The sequence below is a fragment of the Brevibacillus sp. FIR094 genome, assembly GCF_050477165.1.
In the GTDB taxonomy this organism is placed as follows: Bacteria; Bacillota; Bacilli; order Brevibacillales; family Brevibacillaceae; genus Brevibacillus.
In genome coordinates, this window is record NZ_JBEAES010000028.1 from 1 (window position 1) to 17,630 (window position 17,630).

The 17,630-nt window shown below is 48.2% G+C and carries 18 protein-coding genes; 7 read left to right on the plus strand and 11 right to left on the minus strand.

Annotated features, from left to right (window positions below; all coding sequences use genetic code 11):
* Positions 1-132: 132 nt before the first annotated feature.
* Entirely contained in the window at positions 133-1,266 is a 1,134-nt protein-coding gene (locus ACQ5DJ_RS21765; RefSeq protein ID WP_429844282.1) for a glycerate kinase, read from the plus strand.
* Positions 1,267-1,293: 27 nt separating this feature from the next.
* Here the strand turns inward: ACQ5DJ_RS21765 and ACQ5DJ_RS21770 are convergent, their stop codons facing one another.
* The 4 genes from ACQ5DJ_RS21770 to ACQ5DJ_RS21785 all read right to left on the minus strand — a co-directional run bounded on the left by ACQ5DJ_RS21770 (position 1,294) and on the right by ACQ5DJ_RS21785 (position 5,409).
* On the minus strand, positions 1,294-2,712 hold the full coding sequence (locus tag ACQ5DJ_RS21770) for a glycosyltransferase family 4 protein (RefSeq protein ID WP_429844283.1): 1,419 nt from the start codon (positions 2,710-2,712) through the stop codon (positions 1,294-1,296).
* Positions 2,713-2,844: 132 nt separating this feature from the next.
* A complete protein-coding gene (gene rpmG, locus ACQ5DJ_RS21775) occupies positions 2,845-2,994 on the minus strand; it encodes a 50S ribosomal protein L33 (RefSeq protein WP_007726139.1) in 150 nt (49 codons plus the stop codon).
* Positions 2,995-3,018: 24 nt separating this feature from the next.
* Complete coding sequence (locus ACQ5DJ_RS21780; RefSeq protein WP_429844284.1) at positions 3,019-4,233, minus strand: GTP-binding protein; 1,215 nt, start codon at positions 4,231-4,233, stop codon at positions 3,019-3,021.
* A 219-nt stretch (positions 4,234-4,452) separates the two neighbouring features.
* Positions 4,453-5,409 carry a hypothetical protein gene (locus tag ACQ5DJ_RS21785; protein ID WP_429844285.1) on the minus strand — a complete coding sequence of 319 codons (957 nt, stop codon included), beginning with the start codon at positions 5,407-5,409 and terminating at the stop codon, positions 4,453-4,455.
* A 255-nt stretch (positions 5,410-5,664) separates the two neighbouring features.
* Between ACQ5DJ_RS21785 and ACQ5DJ_RS21790 the strand changes: the two genes are divergently transcribed.
* From ACQ5DJ_RS21790 to ACQ5DJ_RS21805, 4 genes are all read left to right on the plus strand, one after another.
* Positions 5,665-7,029, plus strand: a complete 1,365-nt coding sequence (locus tag ACQ5DJ_RS21790; protein WP_429844286.1) for a VCBS repeat-containing protein — start codon at positions 5,665-5,667, stop codon at positions 7,027-7,029.
* Positions 7,030-7,066: 37 nt separating this feature from the next.
* A complete protein-coding gene (locus tag ACQ5DJ_RS21795) occupies positions 7,067-7,774 on the plus strand; it encodes a response regulator transcription factor (protein WP_429844287.1) in 708 nt (235 codons plus the stop codon).
* On the plus strand, positions 7,761-9,155 hold the full coding sequence (locus ACQ5DJ_RS21800; protein ID WP_429844288.1) for an ATP-binding protein: 1,395 nt from the start codon (positions 7,761-7,763) through the stop codon (positions 9,153-9,155). The genes ACQ5DJ_RS21795 and ACQ5DJ_RS21800 overlap by 14 nt, the downstream gene beginning before the upstream one ends.
* 196 nt (positions 9,156-9,351) lie before the next feature.
* Complete coding sequence (locus tag ACQ5DJ_RS21805) at positions 9,352-9,462, plus strand: putative holin-like toxin (RefSeq protein ID WP_012684156.1); 111 nt, start codon at positions 9,352-9,354, stop codon at positions 9,460-9,462.
* A 365-nt stretch (positions 9,463-9,827) separates the two neighbouring features.
* Here the strand turns inward: ACQ5DJ_RS21805 and ACQ5DJ_RS21810 are convergent, their stop codons facing one another.
* Positions 9,828-10,460: a nitroreductase family protein gene (locus ACQ5DJ_RS21810; RefSeq protein ID WP_429844289.1), complete on the minus strand. Its 633-nt coding sequence runs from the start codon at positions 10,458-10,460 to the stop codon at positions 9,828-9,830.
* Between the two features lie 127 nt (positions 10,461-10,587).
* On the opposite strand from ACQ5DJ_RS21810, the gene ACQ5DJ_RS21815 reads away from it, so the two are divergent.
* Entirely contained in the window at positions 10,588-11,343 is a 756-nt protein-coding gene (locus ACQ5DJ_RS21815; RefSeq protein WP_429844290.1) for an SDR family NAD(P)-dependent oxidoreductase, read from the plus strand.
* Positions 11,344-11,564: 221 nt separating this feature from the next.
* On the opposite strand, the gene ACQ5DJ_RS21820 is transcribed toward ACQ5DJ_RS21815, so the two are convergent.
* The 5 genes from ACQ5DJ_RS21820 to ACQ5DJ_RS21840 form a co-directional block, all read right to left on the minus strand.
* Positions 11,565-13,238: a b(o/a)3-type cytochrome-c oxidase subunit 1 gene (locus tag ACQ5DJ_RS21820; RefSeq protein WP_429844291.1), complete on the minus strand. Its 1,674-nt coding sequence runs from the start codon at positions 13,236-13,238 to the stop codon at positions 11,565-11,567.
* A 15-nt stretch (positions 13,239-13,253) separates the two neighbouring features.
* Positions 13,254-13,721 carry a cytochrome c oxidase subunit II gene (locus ACQ5DJ_RS21825; RefSeq protein ID WP_144618062.1) on the minus strand — a complete coding sequence of 156 codons (468 nt, stop codon included), beginning with the start codon at positions 13,719-13,721 and terminating at the stop codon, positions 13,254-13,256.
* Positions 13,722-13,744: 23 nt separating this feature from the next.
* Positions 13,745-13,912 carry a cytochrome c oxidase subunit 2A gene (locus ACQ5DJ_RS21830; RefSeq protein WP_429844292.1) on the minus strand — a complete coding sequence of 56 codons (168 nt, stop codon included), beginning with the start codon at positions 13,910-13,912 and terminating at the stop codon, positions 13,745-13,747.
* A gap of 235 nt (positions 13,913-14,147) precedes the next feature.
* A complete protein-coding gene (locus tag ACQ5DJ_RS21835; RefSeq protein ID WP_069851973.1) occupies positions 14,148-14,804 on the minus strand; it encodes a response regulator transcription factor in 657 nt (218 codons plus the stop codon).
* Complete coding sequence (locus ACQ5DJ_RS21840; RefSeq protein ID WP_429844293.1) at positions 14,779-15,849, minus strand: ATP-binding protein; 1,071 nt, start codon at positions 15,847-15,849, stop codon at positions 14,779-14,781. The genes ACQ5DJ_RS21835 and ACQ5DJ_RS21840 overlap by 26 nt, the downstream gene beginning before the upstream one ends.
* Positions 15,850-16,009: 160 nt before the next feature.
* Between ACQ5DJ_RS21840 and ACQ5DJ_RS21845 the strand changes: the two genes are divergently transcribed.
* Complete coding sequence (locus ACQ5DJ_RS21845; RefSeq protein ID WP_429844294.1) at positions 16,010-16,525, plus strand: N-acetyltransferase family protein; 516 nt, start codon at positions 16,010-16,012, stop codon at positions 16,523-16,525.
* Between the two features lie 48 nt (positions 16,526-16,573).
* Here ACQ5DJ_RS21845 and ACQ5DJ_RS21850 read toward each other — a convergent pair whose 3' ends face one another.
* Positions 16,574-17,548: a copper amine oxidase N-terminal domain-containing protein gene (locus tag ACQ5DJ_RS21850; RefSeq protein WP_429844295.1), complete on the minus strand. Its 975-nt coding sequence runs from the start codon at positions 17,546-17,548 to the stop codon at positions 16,574-16,576.
* Positions 17,549-17,630 lie beyond the last annotated feature (82 nt).

The window sequence follows — 17,630 nt, forward strand, 5'->3', positions numbered from 1 at the left end:
TTGCTTAATTCGCAATGGTGTTTTGATACCTGTCCTACGGACGGGGGTCAGTCCCCTCCTCTAGAATATCTTCGATGGAGGTTTTTTTATTATGGAAAAAATACCCTCTCTTTTGATAGGAGGAACACCGTCATGAAAATTGTAATCGCTCCGGACTCTTTTATAGGTAGCCTGACTGCCAAACAAGTGGGCGAAGCCATTTGCTCAGGGATTCGACGCGTACTCCCACAAAGTGAACTGATCGTGAAACCGATGGCTGACGGCGGCGAAGGTACCATGCAATGCCTGGTCGATGCCACAGATGGCAAAATACTAACCACCACCGTAAAAAACCCGCTCGGACTGGACATTTCCGCTGAATTCGGCATTTTGGGTGACGGTGTAACCTGTGTGATCGAAATGGCTGCTGCCTCTGGTCTTTACTTAATTTCTGCCGCAGAGCGCAACCCGCTTGTCACGACGACCTATGGCTTTGGTCAATTGATTACGGCCGGACTGGATCAAGGCTGCCGCAAGTTTATTCTGGGACTGGGGGGCAGCGCTACCAATGACGGAGGCGCTGGCATGCTCCAAGCCCTCGGATATGTGCTTCTCGATGAGGACGATCAGCCACTCTCTTTTGGAGGTGGCGAATTATCACGACTCAGCCGTATTGACACCAGTCACATTGATAAGCGGCTGGCTGAATGCCACTTCGTCATTGCATGTGATGTCACCAATCCTTTTGTTGGACCCAATGGCGCTTCTCACGTTTTCGGCCCGCAAAAAGGAGCTACACCGGAAATGGTGCTGCAATTGGATGATCATTTGCGCCATTTCGCTGACTTGATCGAAAAGACCCGCGGCATCGCCATTCACGAATTGCCTGGGACAGGTGCTGCGGGTGGTGTCGCTGGTGCCCTTCTCGCTTTTCTAAATGGTCAGATGCGTTCCGGGATTGAGATTGTGATCGAGACGACCGGACTCGCGGAAGCCATGGACAAAGCCACTCTTGTGATCACAGGTGAGGGACAAGTCGACTTCCAGACGGCCCATGGAAAGACGCCATGTGGAGTTGCCCAAGTCGCACAACGATACGGTATTCCCGTCATCGTCCTCGCTGGTTCCATTGGTACTGGCATCGATGCCCTATATGAAAAAGGCGTTTCTGCCGTTGTCAGCATCACCAACAAACCGATGGCGCTGGACCAATCGATGCGCGAAGCCGCCTTGCTCTTGGAGCAGACAGCCGAACAGGTCATGCGGATTTATTGTCTGAAATCCTGATCGGCCACTTCCTTTTCATCATAATTGCTACGATCCCGTTCCAGCATTGTGTGAACCGTATAGGAGTGCATCGACAAGCCTTTGATAGCCGATATCGGAAAAGAAATCGAAAGTGGCTTCGGCAGACTCATCACTCCCATCGGACTCGTCATCATTTTCCGTACACAGATTGGCAAAGTTTTGGAAAACTCCGGTACTGGCGATGCTTTGGTTGTCTTCATCAAAGCAATTCCAATCGTGGATGATGTTAAATGGTTGCAGGATGGGATCACAGCATGGATTGCTTCTCTCGTCATTACCCCCACCATTGTCGGGCTCCTCTTGCCTTCGCTCAGGCTGGACGCCATGCTCGGTACCATGGCATTCATAAATGTGACTGAGTCTATCTGCTGTTGCACGCCAACTAAATTTCTCCAAGGCAATTTGACGAGCTTCTTGCTTCATTTTCAAATACAGTGGCTTATTCATGATCAGCGAACAGATCGCATCGGCGAACGCTTGCGGATTTTTATATTGTTTGATCAGCAATCCAGAACGGCCATGCTGAATCACTTCTTTTATTCCCCCGTTTTTCGAGGCAACGACTGGCAATCCGGAAGACATCGCTTCGACGTTAACAAGGCCAAACGATTCATGCTTTTGCGAAGGACAAATGAACAAATCGGCCTTTCTAAAAACACAGTGGATACTACGATGGGGAATCGTACCTAGGAATTCGGCATGTACCCCAAACTTACGAGAGAGCGACTGCAATTCTCTTGCATACTTGCTTGTTGGTGTTCCTCCCGCAATCATTACTTTGACAGGTTGGGCTACCTGTTTATTCACGAGCTTAACTGCTTGAAGTAATACGGGAACGCCTTTGCGTGGGATCAGCCTCCCTGCGAACAATAAGGTGAAGGCACGGGGATGAGAGGTTTTTTGAATAGGGGAAAAGCGACATGTATCAACCCCAAGCCATGCAACCCGGATTTTTCTCGACATACTAGGAAAGCGAGCAGAAAGCCGACTTTCAAGCGAAGAACTATTGGTGATAATCAGGTCTGCTTTTCGTAATCCGGCCAAGGTCTCTACCCGGCTGGTATGGGGTAAGTTTACAAAAGTCAGCGAGTGAAGATACAAGGACACAGTCGCTTTCGGAAACATCGATTTAATCGACCTGACGAACTCTGGACGGTTATCAATTTGCAAAACGTCAAATCGACGTTTTTTCAGGATTTTTTTCACATGGGTCAAATATTTCGCAGGACTGCCGGTAGGGACGCGATATATGTGCACCCCATCGATAACTGAATACTTCGGATAACGAGGATGCGCTCTGCTGATGATCGAGACCGAATGCCACTTACTCAATTCTTTGGCGATCGCCAGAATCGTAATTTCGACGGACCCCCCAAGAATGGGGGGAACGGGAATTTGCTCGGGGGCGATGATCACGATTTTCATACCGAACCCTCTCCTGTTTAAGAGCTAGGACTTGCAGCGAATTCTTCATTCGATAAACACAAGTACATTTTATGTTTTGGTGATTAGAAGGTGTTGGGCAGGGTGCCTATGGTCTCCAGACATTTTTTAGAATTACTTTGTTTCCCTATGAAGGGTATAGCGTTTTAAACGTGGAGAGTATTTTTTCAGTTCCAATCGCTCGGGATGATTCCGCTTATTTTTGGATGTGATATAGTTTCGGTCTCCGGTTTCCGTGCATTGCAGGGTAACGTTCACGCGCATGGATGTCAGCCTCCTCTTTTTTGCTTACAAGGTCGTCTCGATTACAGCATCTGCTGTCGGGAGTGGGTCGGGCAGCTTACTCCAGTCTGCCTCGTATTCCTCATCGTTCAGGAGACATGCATCGAGATGCTTCACGATTCGCTCCTGGTTCAGATCGATCCCGATAAAGACGAGCTCTGTCGTTCGATCCCCATGTACGGGATGCCATGTTTGCTGCCAGTCCGGCTCTTCGACCAGAATGGCTTGTTGCTCTTCTGCCGATAACGCTGCTGTCCAATAGCCTGCCGTTCCGATTTCGATGGATGGCCCCGCCTGACTGAGTGACATCGCCACATTATTTCGTGTCGCTAACCAGAAAAAGCCTTTGGCACGCACAACCTCCTCTGGCCACTCCTCCAACCACTTTTCAAAACGTGCTGGATGAAACGGCCTGCGACCGCGATAAACGAAGGAGGAAATTCCGTACTCGTCCGTCTCAGGTGTATGCTCTTCCTTTTGCAACTCAGCAATCCATCCCGCTGATTGACTGGCTGCCTCGAAGTCGAACAGGTTGGTATTCAAAATTTCTTGCGGATCTACCTGCCCACGAACAGCGCGGATGAAGCGAGCATTTGGCTGTAGCTTGCGCAGAACGGCTTCCAGCTGTATTAAATCATCTGGAGCGACACGATCGCATTTGTTCAGAATCAACACATCACAGAATTCAATCTGGTCGATCAAAAGATCCGCCACCTCACGGGTATCCTCTTCGCCAACTGCCTGCCCTCTGTCCAATAGGTTTTCGCCGGACGAAAAATCATGCCAGAACCGGTACGCATCGACTACGGTCACCATCGTGTCCAGACGACACAGGGACGATAAATTGATGCCATTTTCTTCGTCTACGTATGTGAAAGTCTGGGCGACAGGAACCGGCTCACCTACTCCCGTCGATTCAATCAGTATGTAGTCATACCGTCCTTCCAAAGCCAGACGCTCTACCTCCGTTAGCAAATCCTCTCGCAAGGTGCAGCAAATGCAGCCATTCGACAGCTCTACGACCTTTTCGTCCACGCGTGAAAGACCACTGCCCGAGAGAATAAGAGAGGCGTCTACGTTTACTTCGCTCAAATCGTTAACGATCACGGCGACTCGTAACCCGTCCCGATTGTTCAGGACATGGTTCAGTAGCGTCGTTTTGCCCGCTCCCAAGTACCCGCTCAGGACTGTGACGGGGATTTTCTTTTTGATTATGTTCATGGTAGTTTCTCCTTTTTGCTTTACTCAAAGCGTAATTATTACGATTTATTGGTTATCATAACGTACTGAAATATCCGAAGTCAACACAAAACGTAATTATTACGATTTAAAAATCAGAGAATAACCTTCATTTCTCCTTTCGGAATGACTTTTTACGAAATTAGTATAAAAAAAATCAGCCAGATTTCACTCTGACTGATTTCCTCCACGCCTACTCCATTATTGTTTTTTCGCCTTATTCATCCCAACCGCTTCCCCATAAGCCCCAATAACCGGATGATACGCCTGACGATCATTTAATTTCCCCTGCTCGACGACTGGCTGCGGGCGATTATCTTTCCACGTAAGCTGACTGTACACATGACCTGCCGCAGTGGGCATCGTGACGAGGATGTCTTTTACCTGATCGACATTGCCATCCGTGATAGCGAGCTTCGGAAGAATACCACTGTCGCGTTTTCCTACAGAGATAAACGTCTGCTGATTATCCTTCCCTTCGCGAACCACGACACGCAGGTTATGGGCGGTCTGATTCATCGATACGCCCATCTTATCGCCTACTAGCAAAATGTGATCCTTGATATTGTCTCCGGTCACATCTGCATACTTCGAATCAAGGACAAAGGTACTATCGCTGCCCATACTGAAGCCGCTATTGATCGTCACATCTGGCGACGGCATATTGTCCCAGTCTGCTTTTTGAACCGTTACCTGTAAAAGCTGCGGCTGTTTGTCGACGACGTTCCACACACTGGTCGCTACTGCCAAGCGATCCTCCGTATTCAGCCCCCACAAGGTTTGCTTGCCCATATAACGCAGGTTGCCTTGCGCATCCCGGAATGGCACCAGCTCCACCAGCTTTTGCGTATATCCATTGGTTGCCTTTTGCAGCTTTCCATTGGCATGATAAATTCCTTGCTTCACGTACGTAGCCTTATTGTCCGATATATCTACTGTACTCGTCGCTTTTGTTTTTGCATTCGTTACTTTTGCCACAAATCCATCAACAAATTGTATGGTAAACGGAATATTTTGCTCTGATTGCAGTAAGACTACTGGCGCGTACGCTTGCGATTGGGTGCCGCTCGCTTGAACCGGGTTAGCCCCAACGCCCGAAGCCATGAGAACCGCTCCGCTGCAAAGAACTACCGCTATCGTTTTGTGCCATGCTTTCATCCTATTCTCCTCCTTCGTATAAATAACATCGAACTCCTATCCTACATTTTTAAACGAATTTGCTAGGTCAATTGTTGCTAGTAAAATGTTCCCTGTTCTCTCACACTTTTTTCCTGTATAAGGAAGCATAGGACACGTTCATTCGTTTTTGAAAAAGCTTAAATACGGGTTTTTTTACCGTTTTGCAACAAATTTGCGGGATGGGCAAGCTACAATATAGTCAAATGGATGCAGCAACAGAAAGGAACATTTGAAATGAAAAAGGCTTGGCTCGTTACGACAGCACTCTGCGCCTCGCTCGTTAGCGGTTGCGGACTCACAGATACACCCAATGAATTGATGCGCGCCCCATCAGCAGACGGCGATCAAAAATCGATTAATCAGGCCGTCATGCAATATTTGCCCGCAGGGTCGCAATTATCTGTTCCTCTTCATCCCGCAGAGGCCAGTGCCGTCTCCCTACAGGATTTGAATGGCGATGGGATTGCGGAAGTCGTCGCTTTTTACAAAACCGAAAAAACCGATTACGAAATCGGTGTGCTTGTGCTTACCCAAAACCAAGGAAACTGGGAAAAGCTCTCCTCCTTTACGGGTGTCGGTAGCGAATTGGATTACGTCTCCTTTCAAGATCTCACAGGTGACAAAATCCCGGAAATGCTGATTGGAATGGGGGGCGGCGAAGATTTGAACAAGGAGCTCTCCGTTTATTCGCTAGCGAATAATATGACCCAGGAATTGATGAAGCAGCCCTATTCCATTATGGCAGTAGGCGATTTGACAGGAGATGATCACGCGGATCTCGCTCTCGTTGTTCTCGATAAAAATAACTTCACATCCAAAGCCGAGCTGTATGGGGCGGCGAACGGCACAATCGCAAAAAAGACGGAGCTAGCCCTTGACGGATATGTGAATGGTTACTATCAGGCTGTCATCGGAAAAGCATCACCAACCCGAAACGGACTATTTATTGATGCTGGATTAGGTGCTCACTCTGCTTCTACTGAACTACTCCTCTGGAACAATGGACAGCTGTCCAACCCTTTGGCAAAAATAGAAGGAGAGATGGACCTGACCTTTAAGCCGTATTCTTTGGAAAGTGAAGATATCAACGGTGATGGCATCATCGAGATCGGCACGAAGATACAACCCGCTGGGACAGAGGATTTAGCCATGGCAGAAATCCCTTGGGTCTCCTCCTACTTCCAATGGGACGGGAAAACGGGCTTGAAACACATACAAGATCATTATCAAAATTACACACAAGGGTTCGACCTCAAGATTCCAGCAAAATGGGGCGAAAAATACACCATTTCCACCAACCATGATACGAATCCATTTCTAGTCCGGTTCCTTTATTACGGAGCGAATGGAAAAAATAAGGCAGAATTACTAACGCTGCAAAGCATTCCACAAAACGAATGGGTGAAATTTGAAAACGGATTGAAGCAAAAGCAGGTTCCCTACATTTTGCTAAAGGAAGAGGGGAAACAAGTCTTGATCGCCATTTTACCGCAAACGACACCTACCCTTGGAAAGGCAGCTCTCGCGGAATATCGATCGATGCAGCTTACAGCTGAGGAAGTTCGCCAGCTCTACAAACCAATGACGAGTCGGGAATAAAGTGAAATAGTAAATCCTTATCAAGGAGATTTGCCCTATGAAGGTTCTATTACTGGAAGACGAGAAATCCATCCGAGATTTTGTGCGCATCAATCTCAAACGCGAGGGCTATGAGGTAATCGAGGCAAGCACCGGAGAAGAAGCACTTGATCTCGCAGATCAACAATCGGACATCGTCATTGCAATTCTCGACGTGATGCTCCCTGGCATTGATGGCTTCGAAGTATGCGGACAACTGCGGAAAAAATATCCGCGCCTCGGGATCATTATGTTGACTGCTAAAAGCCAGGAGTTGGACAAAGTCATGGGTCTCGAATTCGGGGCAGACGATTACGTCTCCAAACCGTTTAGCCCTGCGGAACTGCTGGCCCGTGTCAAAGCGTTGCACCGCAGATTGACACCCATTCCTGAGGCTGAGGACAAAAATGAAATTAACATTGCCCCCTTCACGCTGTTGCTCGATGAACGCAAGCTGATTCGGGCGGAACAAGAAATTGACCTCACGCCAAAAGAATTTGCCATCATCAAATTACTCGCAGAAAATGCGAACAAAGCCATCAGTCGCGACGAGATTTTGACAGCAGTTTGGGGTCAATTTTTTGTCGGGGACTTAAAAATCGTTGATGTGAATATCCGTCGAATCCGGCAAAAAATTGAGGACGATCCGGCTCATCCAGCTTTCCTGGAGACAGTCTGGGGGTATGGCTACCTCTGGCGAAAGGACGTCCCAGATGAAAGGCATTAAGAGCAGGCTGGTTCTTCATTTCGGCCTGATCCTCCTTTTGATCGTACTGCTCTTGGAAGGACTGTTTTACTGGGCCGTTCATACGTATTACATCGGGACTGCGACCGAAGCATTAGTGACCCGCAGCACGACCTTCACCAATTTTATTAACAAGTACGCCACTGGCTATCGGTTAAAAGACAAGGCACGCTACATTTTGGAGAATGTTTCGAATCAGGAATACGCCAAAATTGAGGTCTTGGACCCAGGAGGAAAAGTCATTCTCAACTCCTACGGTTTTCAGACCAGCGAGATCATCAATACCCCTGACGTCATGGATGCCATCAAGGGGCAAAGTGGTCTCTACATCGGGAAAAGTCCACAGTCGCGGGAGCGTGTCATCGCGGTGTCCAATCCGCTTACGTACAGCGGAGAATTTGTAGGCGTTCTGCGGTACACGATCTCCGCTGAACCGCTCTATCAAGCAGTCAATCGCATTGCCTTGTATGGGGCAGGCGTTGGGACAAGCGTAGTCGTCCTCGCTTTTGCGCTCAGCCTACTCATGGCAAAACGAATCGTTGACCCTATCGAGGATTTAACGAATGCGGCTAAACAAATGGCGGAAGGAAATTTCGCTGTCCGCGCGCCAAAACGATTCGATGATGAGGTTGGAACCCTCGCGGATACGTTCAATTACATGGCTGCGGAGATCGGGAAAAACGAAAAGCTAAAAAATGACTTCATCTCCTCTGTCTCCCATGAGTTGCGTACCCCACTTACGTCGATTAAAGGATGGGGAGAAACACTCATTTCGGGCGGTCTGGAAGAACCTGAAGAGACGATGCTCGGTCTGGAAGTCATCTCCAAGGAGACAGATCGTTTGATCGGGCTGGTCGAGGAATTGCTCGATTTCTCGAAGTTTCAATCCGGTGAGATGAAGTTGTCCCGCGAACGCATGGATGTCCGGGAGCTTCTCCATGATTTGCATCTTCAATTTTCCGTACGTGCCAATGCGAAACAAATCGAGTTGAAGCTAGAGACTCCCCCTACCCCACTCATGGTTTTAGGAGACCCGAATCGGCTGAAGCAAGTATTTGTGAATCTATTGGACAACGCGTTGAAATTCACGCCACAAAACGGCTCGATCGTCATCGCGACTTCCTTGTCAGGCGATAGGCTCCTTGTCACCGTCACGGATACTGGTGAAGGCATTAACCCGGAAGACCTGCCGCATGTCACAGAAAAGTTTTTCAAGGGACGCTCCAAGCTCTCTGGCAGTGGTCTGGGATTGGCGATCTGCAAAGAGATCATTCAACTCCATGCCGGGCGGTTTTCGGTCAGCAGCGCCCTTGGTCAAGGAACATCGATTATGGTGGATTTACCGTTATTGGCAAAGCAATAAGGCAGGAAGAGCGAATAGCTGCTCTCCTGCCTTTTTTTGTGAAAAAGTATTAAGATGAAACTGACTCGTCACTTTCGCTTGTTCCCGGTAATAGCATTTCTATCAGGTATTTTCATTGTCTTTCCCTATCACTTTACGTAAAATTAAGGTAATTCAATAGAACGAGGTCTCTCAAGGGTGGACGGCTCGCTCTCTCATGTCTAAAAACGAGGGGGTGATGCTGGTGGAGGTTTATCAAGCGCTGACGCTCATGTTTATGTTTGGCATGTTCATTCTGGCGCTACTTACTTACCTCAAAAAGAAATAGACCGCCCTTGAGCTTGCGAGGCCAGGTGGCGGTCTTTTTACTGTAACACATATGGAGCCGCTCCCTTTTCGAGAACGTCTATTGAAGTAACCGTAGGTGCTGGAACACCTACGGTTTTATTTATATCCGAATCCAATAAGAAAAAACCTTATGCGATATCGTATATCGTATATCGTATAACAAATATAACATGTGGAGTGATATACGTTCAATCTTTGATTGACGCTTCGTGAAAAGCAAACTTGCACATTGGATTAACGTAAAAAAGGGTACGCTAATTCTTGTATCGATTTCTCTATAAAAAAACTCACCCTGTCCCTATTAGTATGAGGCGTGGATGAGTTTTTTGCTGTTGGAACACGATATTAGAAGCTGTTTTGAATAACCAGCTCATCCAATCCAAAACGGGAAGTCGAATAAGCTTGCACGCTTGCTTTCCCCAAAGTCAGCATGAGTGTTGGCAAATAGCGGGATGGGATGTTCAGCTCTTTAATGAGCGCATCGCGGTTGTAGCCACCCATTGGGCACGTGTCGTATCCTTTGGCTTTTGCCGCCAGCATGAGCTGCATCGCTGCATAGGATGAATTACGGATTGCTTCATCACGCGCGATTTCCGGGTTGTTATTGTAAGCCCCTTCGATTTGCGCGATCATGGTCTCACGCACTTGCTCTGTCACATATCCTTTTGCCAATGCTTCATCATAAACAGGGCCAGCAGACTTGTAAGCCTCCAGATCGCCGAGAATGATAATGGTAGCGTAAGCATCCACTACCTGCTGCTGATTGTATGCGATTGGGAGCAGTTTTTCTTTGATAGCAGGATCGGTCACGACGAGAAAACGCCAATGCTGCAAATTCCAGGACGATGGCGCACTTGCTGCAAGACGTAGGATTTCGTTCAGCTCGCCTTGTGGAATTTTTTCATTTGGATCGTATTTACGCACGCTGTGACGGGCTTCCATTACCTGTTCAGCGGTAATTTTCAGTTCTGTATTCATGATTGAATCTCCTCCATACTGTATAGTACGCTGCTAAAAAGACATTACTTACTTTATTATCGTTACGAACATTTTGCAATTACTTTTTTCATTTCGCTTCATACCCTATTGTTTGGAGGCACTCTCGATGAAATACACGGATAACATTGTCATCGTCACTGGCGGTGGCCAAGGCATTGGACGGGCTATTGCCACCATGTATGCTGCCGAAGGTGCACATGTCGTCATCGCCGAATACAATCGCGCAGCGGGAGAAGAAACGGCCTCGCTAATCAACACGACAGAAGCAGTGAAAGGTACAGCCCACTTCGAGCATATCGACGTCAGCGTTCCAGCGCAGATCGAACAATTGATGAGAACCGTCGATGAACGCTGGGGACGCCTCGATGTTTTGATCAACAACGCGGGCTTGTCCGTATGGGAATCCCCCTATGAACTGACCGTCGAAGCGTGGGACCATATCTTGAACACAAATTTGCGCAGTGTTTTTCTCGCATCGAGAGAAGCAGCCAAAATCATGCGTCGCCATGGTGGAGGCGCTATCCTTAATCTTTGTTCGACGCGGGCACACATGTCCGAGCCACACTCAGAGGCATACGCAGCTTCCAAAGGAGGCATATTGTCCTTAACACATGCGCTTGGTGTTTCACTCGGTCCCGATGGAATTCGTGTCAATGCGATCTCTCCCGGCTGGATTGAACACCGCGAATATGCCGCTCTTCGTCCCAGCGATCATGCCCAGCATCCGGCAGGTCGCGTAGGTACACCCGATGATATTGCCCGTGCGTGCCTATTTTTGACGCAAAAGGACAACGATTTCATTACGGGTACTGAGCTGATTGTAGATGGCGGAATGACCCGCAAGATGATATATGAGCCATAAGCTAAACCAATGTCCTCCCTCTTGAATATGTTGTGCTAACAAGAGATAAAGGAGGAGTTGTATGCCATTTGAAGAGGAAGACCTCAGAATTCTCGCCCTATGGCTTTTGGCAATCGGGTATCTGATTCTTGCCTTTACTGAATTGGCAGCGCTTGAGTTTATTTTAAAAGAAGGGCCGCTCGCTTCCAAACGGAATGAGCGGCTTTTTCGTACGTATCGTCTTACCAAGTCACAAAAGGCGGCGAGCCTGGTGCCTGGTGCTGAATTTGTTCCAAAATCGGATAACCGTAAGCGAGAATTATTAGGAAGGCAACGAGTCCGATCCATACAGGCCAACGCTCCAAAATTTTTGGAACCTCTTGTGTTGTCTCTGTCTCTGCAATCGGATATTCTGTATTCCCTTTTGGTGCGTAGAACGTCAGGTACAGCAAGATCAGGATCAAGAGAATCGCAGACACGAACAACAGTCCTCCCCCGAAAGCCATCACGCGCTGATAATCCATCCAGCCCAGAGCTAACGGATGATCCATATACGTTGTGTAGTCTGTACGGCGTGGCGCTCCTTGTAAGCCCATCGTGTGCATGGCGAGCGACATCAAGAACATTCCTACTGCCCAGAATACGGTTTGCACCATTCCCATGCGATTCGCAGTCTTGGTCAACTGCCGTCCGGTCAATGCTGGAATCAGCCAAAAGCTGACACCGAAGAAGGTGAGCGCAACAGCTGCTCCTACCGTGATGTGGAAGTGACCGGTAACCCAAATCGTATTGTGCACGACCGCGTTAATTTGGTTACTTGCGTTAATAATTCCCCCAGCTCCGCCAGGAATGAAGAACAGCATTCCTACAAATGGAGCAAAGAAACGTACGTCTGTCCAAGGCAGTTTTTTGAACCAACCAAAGAGTCCGACTCCGCCTTTTTTACGTCCAGTCGTTTCAAAAATGGCAAACATCGAAAATGCTGTCATCAAAGATGGAATTACAACAATCAGCGTCAGTGTAACGTGGATCATTTTCCATGCTGGTGAGATTCCTGGCTCCATCAATTGGTGGTGGAAACCGACAGGAATCGAGAACAACAGCAGGCAGATAAAAGCGAGTCGACTGAGTGAATCACTAAAAACGTGACCGCCAATGATTCTTGGTAAACAGACATACCACGCCATATAAGCAGGCAATAGCCAGAAATAAACGAGCGGATGACCGAAAAACCAGAACAGCGTACGGCTGAGCATGACATTAATCGTTGGAACCAGCCCGAGTGACCACGGGATAAGTTGGAACAGAACCTCAACCGCTACAGGAATCGTCGCAGTAATCCACAGGATATAAGTAGTGACCCCCATGTAGAGGAACAGCGGGGACGTTTTCCCTTTATTTTCGCGTTTCCATTTGCGATAGCTGGCAAAAACCCCGAATCCCGCCAGCCAGCTACCTACTACGAGCAAGGCAGAACCAATGTAAAAGTACGGAGATGCTTTCAGTGGTGCGTAGAACGTATACAGGACAGAGGCTTCATTCAGCAGAATGGTGACAACAGCCATCAACGTCCCTACTGTCATGAGAATCCAGCCGGCCCATCCAAATTTCAGAGCGGCTCCGTGCAAGGAACCACCTGTCGTGCGGGCGACTCCTGAGAAAATAAATCCGACGATGAAGTACGTTGTAAAAATAAGTGCCATCAACACGCCATGGGCGGTCAAAATTTGATAGTAATTTGTCCAGCTCGGGAGTTCCATGATTCCACCGCGAACCATTCCCTGTACCATCCCTGCTATAGCTGCCAATCCGAATGCAATATAAGCTACCCACACATAGGCCAAACTAAGACTTGCCGCAGAACGCTGAACCGGAACATGGGGGATTGTATCGTCGATCTTCCGTTCGATTACCATAGGATTCACCTACCTTTATTTCACAATAATCGTGGTCGCCATTACCTGATGACCTGCGCCACAGTATTCGTTACAAAGGATCAAATACTCACCTGGCTCGTCAAACGTGTGTGTCGCCGAGCTGATGTGTCCAGGCAGAACCATGAAGTTAATGTTGGTCTCTGGAATCTGGAATCCGTGAATAACGTCTGGACTCGTGACGTGGAAATTCACCGTTGCGCCAACCGGTATTTCCATCTTGGTCGGAGAGAAGCCGAACGCAAATGCTGTCATGTAAGCGTCGTATTCGTTGTCCCCTACCTGTTTCAAGCCTGGTTTATCAAAAGGAGGTGTCTCCGTAACCTTCTCCGGATCAATCATTTCCATATTACTTGGCGGAGCCATCCCCATAGCAAACGCATTGACGCACAACAGTACAATAAATAAGGCCAAACCACCTGCGCCAAGCATCAACCAGATTTTTTCATATCGATGCAAATGCATAAGTACCCTCCTTTACTTCCTTATTACGACCTATCCAGGAAAAGCCCGAATACACCCAACCAACCGACTAGAATAATGCCTCCAACGATCAGAACCGCGACAAACGTTCCCTTCAAGTCTTCCTGGTTCGTTTGCAGCTTGCTGGATTTAGATTTCTTGCCTTTCTCCGCCTTGTCAACTTGCGTCTCCATCGCGCTCTTCTCCTTTCCTACGTGCCTCATGGGCGCGGTGTAGTATTCACGCCTTCATTTTACCGCTGGAGCCCCTTGGAAGTAATTCGGGGAAATCCCCTAAAATGTTCCGGGAAACCCCTGATTTCGACCGTTTTATGACCGTTTTTGGTCACAAGTTCGACACAAAAAAAGACGACCCCTTAATGGGATCGTCTTTAACCCGTTTTACATTCTGCTGAGCCGATCGCATACGCTACTCAAAATCCAGCCAGCCCTTCTTAATCGCATACCGCACCAAATCAGGGCGGGTACGCAGGTGGAGCTTTTCCATTATATGCGCTTTATGCGATTCTACTGTCTTGACGGATACAGTGAGCTGCTCCGCAATTTCCTTGTTGCTGAAGCCTTTTGCAATCAAGACCAGCACTTCTTTTTCCCGATCAGTCAGGATGTCGTACTTGGCTTGCTCCTCACCGTTCTTGACCATTTGCAGAAATTCCTCGATCAGAGATTTCGTAGCGGATGGATACAAATAGGCCATGCCCTGATTGACCGAACGGATCGCCGTGATCAAATCGAGGTCAGGTGCGCTTTTTAAAATATAGCCGGCAGCTCCGGCTTGCAGTACCCGAAACAAGTATTCCTCGTCATCATGCATTGTAAGCACGAGCACCTGAATGTCGGGTGCCGTTTCCTTCAGTCTGGCAGTTGCCGTCAAGCCGTTTTCCCCAGGCGGCATGCTCAAGTCCATCAAGACAACGTCGGGCCGGACTTCCCATGCTTTTTCACATGCCTCTTTTCCGTCAGCTGCATAACCGACGACTTCCATGTCCTCCTGGGCGTTGATCAGCATCCCCAGCCCAGAGCGTACAATCGCATGATCATCAGCGATCAAGACGCGAATGGTCATTCCCTACCCCCTCCTTCGGCACCGGAATTCGGACGATCACCGTCGTTCCTTCCTCGGGTGCGGAGCGAATATCAACGGTACCACCAAGCAGCTGGGCACGCTCCTTCATGCCAAACACACCGAGACCTTTGCCGATGTTCAATGTTTTCTCTACTTCAAACCCTACGCCGTCATCCACAATCGTGACGACAATTTCCTTTTCCCTATTCTCGAACATGATTCCCAGATGGCTCGCCTTTGCGTATTTTGCTGTATTGGTCATGGCTTCCTGTACAATCCGGTATAACGCTGTTTCCATCGCAGCGGAGTATCTGCGTTTCTCCCCCTGAACATGCAACTCCACCTGGATATGAAACGTCTTTTCCACCCGTTTCATCAACGAACGTAATGCAGGCAGTAAACCAAGATCATCCAGTGCAGACGGACGCAGCTCCAGCGCCATGCGCTTCACTTCCTCCATCGCCTTGGAAGTCATATTCACCAATTCCGTGACATGGTGCATAACTGGCTCGCTCAATTCTCGTTGTCTGACTACGTTTAGTCCCACTAAAATACTATAAAGCGCCTGCCCTACGCCATCATGCAGCTCCCGGGCGATGCGCTTTCGTTCTTCTTCTTGTGCTTGGATCGCAAAATTCGTCAGCTTGTACTGATGGCGCTCTTTTTCCACTCGCTGTTGCGCAGACATATCACGCAAAATCATGACCAGCTTCCCCTGCGATTCATCCTCTAGTCTCGCAGAGCTGGCAGCGACAGGGTAATCTACACCCGATTTCGTTCGGAGCCTCATCTCGAATGAAGGCATTTGCACGCGCTTAAAAAAGCAATCCGTGCAGCTCTTTTCTTCCATACACGTTGCCATTCCGAGACACAGCTCGCAAATATGTTTATCTCGAATCAGCTCTTCTTCTGTCCAGCCCGTCATCTGCTCCAACGCAGCATTGGCCTTTACGATTCGTCCCTCATGATCAATCACCAGGATCGCATCGCTAGCGTTGGCAAAGATGGACTGCATCAGGGAGAGCACTTCACTCGACGTACCCATGCGCTCCTCCTTTTGAGACAATCATTCTATCGTTATTGTAAAGTTTCCATAAAAGAAAGTGTATCAGGAATTCCCTTATCATCATTCGAATTGACATTTTATTAAATTAGAATATCATCTAATTAGATGAGTAAAAAATATCCTGAAAGGAGCATTTGACATGCCAAGCACAACTCCCTTCCCAGCCCAAAGCGCTCGATTGGTGTTTCAGCCTGTCACGGAACACGATTTCCCCGAGCTGCTGACGGTGTACAATTCAAACCCCGATTATATGGAGTTTGCCTTTGGACAACAGGTCGTCACTCTACAGACAGTAGCAGATGACCATCAAGATAATCTGAAGCTTGCGGACTCCTACAGCTTTTCGATAAGAGAAGTACACGGTACCGAGATCATCGGGATCGCCCAGTTCATTTTGCGTAATCCGCGAGATGGGCACCCTTGGCTAGGTCTCATCATGCTGCACAGTGCCTACCAGAGTCACGGTTACGCTAGAGAATTCCTCGATACGTTAATCGCCTGGTACCGGGAAAACGGCTACACTTCTCTGCATCTGGCCGTTTTGGAGAAGAATAGCCGGGTCGTACCTTTTTACGAGAGATACGGTTTTGTTATCTACGAGGAAAGAGAGACGGAAAAACTCGGTCGCGTCATCTGTATGAAATACTCGATCTAGTCATGAACGCAAAAAAACGGGACAGCAAATGCCATCCCGTTCTTTCTCTTACTCTACTACGATTTTTTCAGCAGTGCCGATAGGCGGCAGGCTCTTTGTCATCATTGGGCCATAGAAGGCCACTACCTGCATATCTTCTTTCAGATCTGCTGGGGAGAGAACTTTGTTGTCACGCGCATTGATGATAACCGTTTTCTCGGTAATGTTCAGGTTGATTTTTTCTTGGGAGGTTTCGGTAATACCGCGACCCTCTACGAGCATTTTGTAATTGCCCTCTTTGTCAGCAGAGATGCTCGCTACTTTTCCAGTTGTTCCCAGGATGTCCTGAGTCTCCAAGCCGCCTTTTACCGTGATGCTGAGCACACTCGTTTGTGGCGGCAAGCTCATCGCCATGAATTTTTCGGTAGTAGCATCTACAGCCATACCCAGCTTCAAGTCTTCTGGCTTCAGTACTTTACCTGCTTCATCCGTGATTTTCGTATCTTCCGTCAGGTGCAGGATGATGCCAGACTCATAGATGTTCAGTGTAACGGAGTAGCCTTTGTCGGATTTGCTGATGTTGGTAATTGTACCTGTACGCATAGGAGCGATTTCGTCTTCCACTACAGTCACTGCATCATCGGTTACATTCACTTCTGCTTGCAGGATTTCGTCTACGAATTTAACTGGCACATATGTACTGCCATTCAGTACACGCGGCTCCGCTCCCAATGTTTTGTACATTTTTGCGAAAGGATAGCGATCCTCTCCTTCTTTTGCGTAGCTGGTGATCGCGCCTCTTTGCACTTCTGCTGCTTTTTCCTTGTCGTTCCAGCTTACTTTGAAACCGAGCGCTTCAGCAACGGGACGAAGTGGAACCAGTACGGTTTGTTGACCTTTATCAAAGATCGCATCTTGTGCGATTGCTTGACCGTTAATGTTAACGGAAAGTTCTTTTACTGGTTCGGAGGTTGCAGATACCACGCTAGTTCCCAAAACGGCCAGTGCCGCGATTGTCATCATGCCTGTACGGATTGTTTTCATGTTGTTTACGCCTCCAATGTTCTTTCTAGTTTTTGTGTGTCTCTATTCATTGGACGGCACCATTTCAGAAACGTTTCAATAA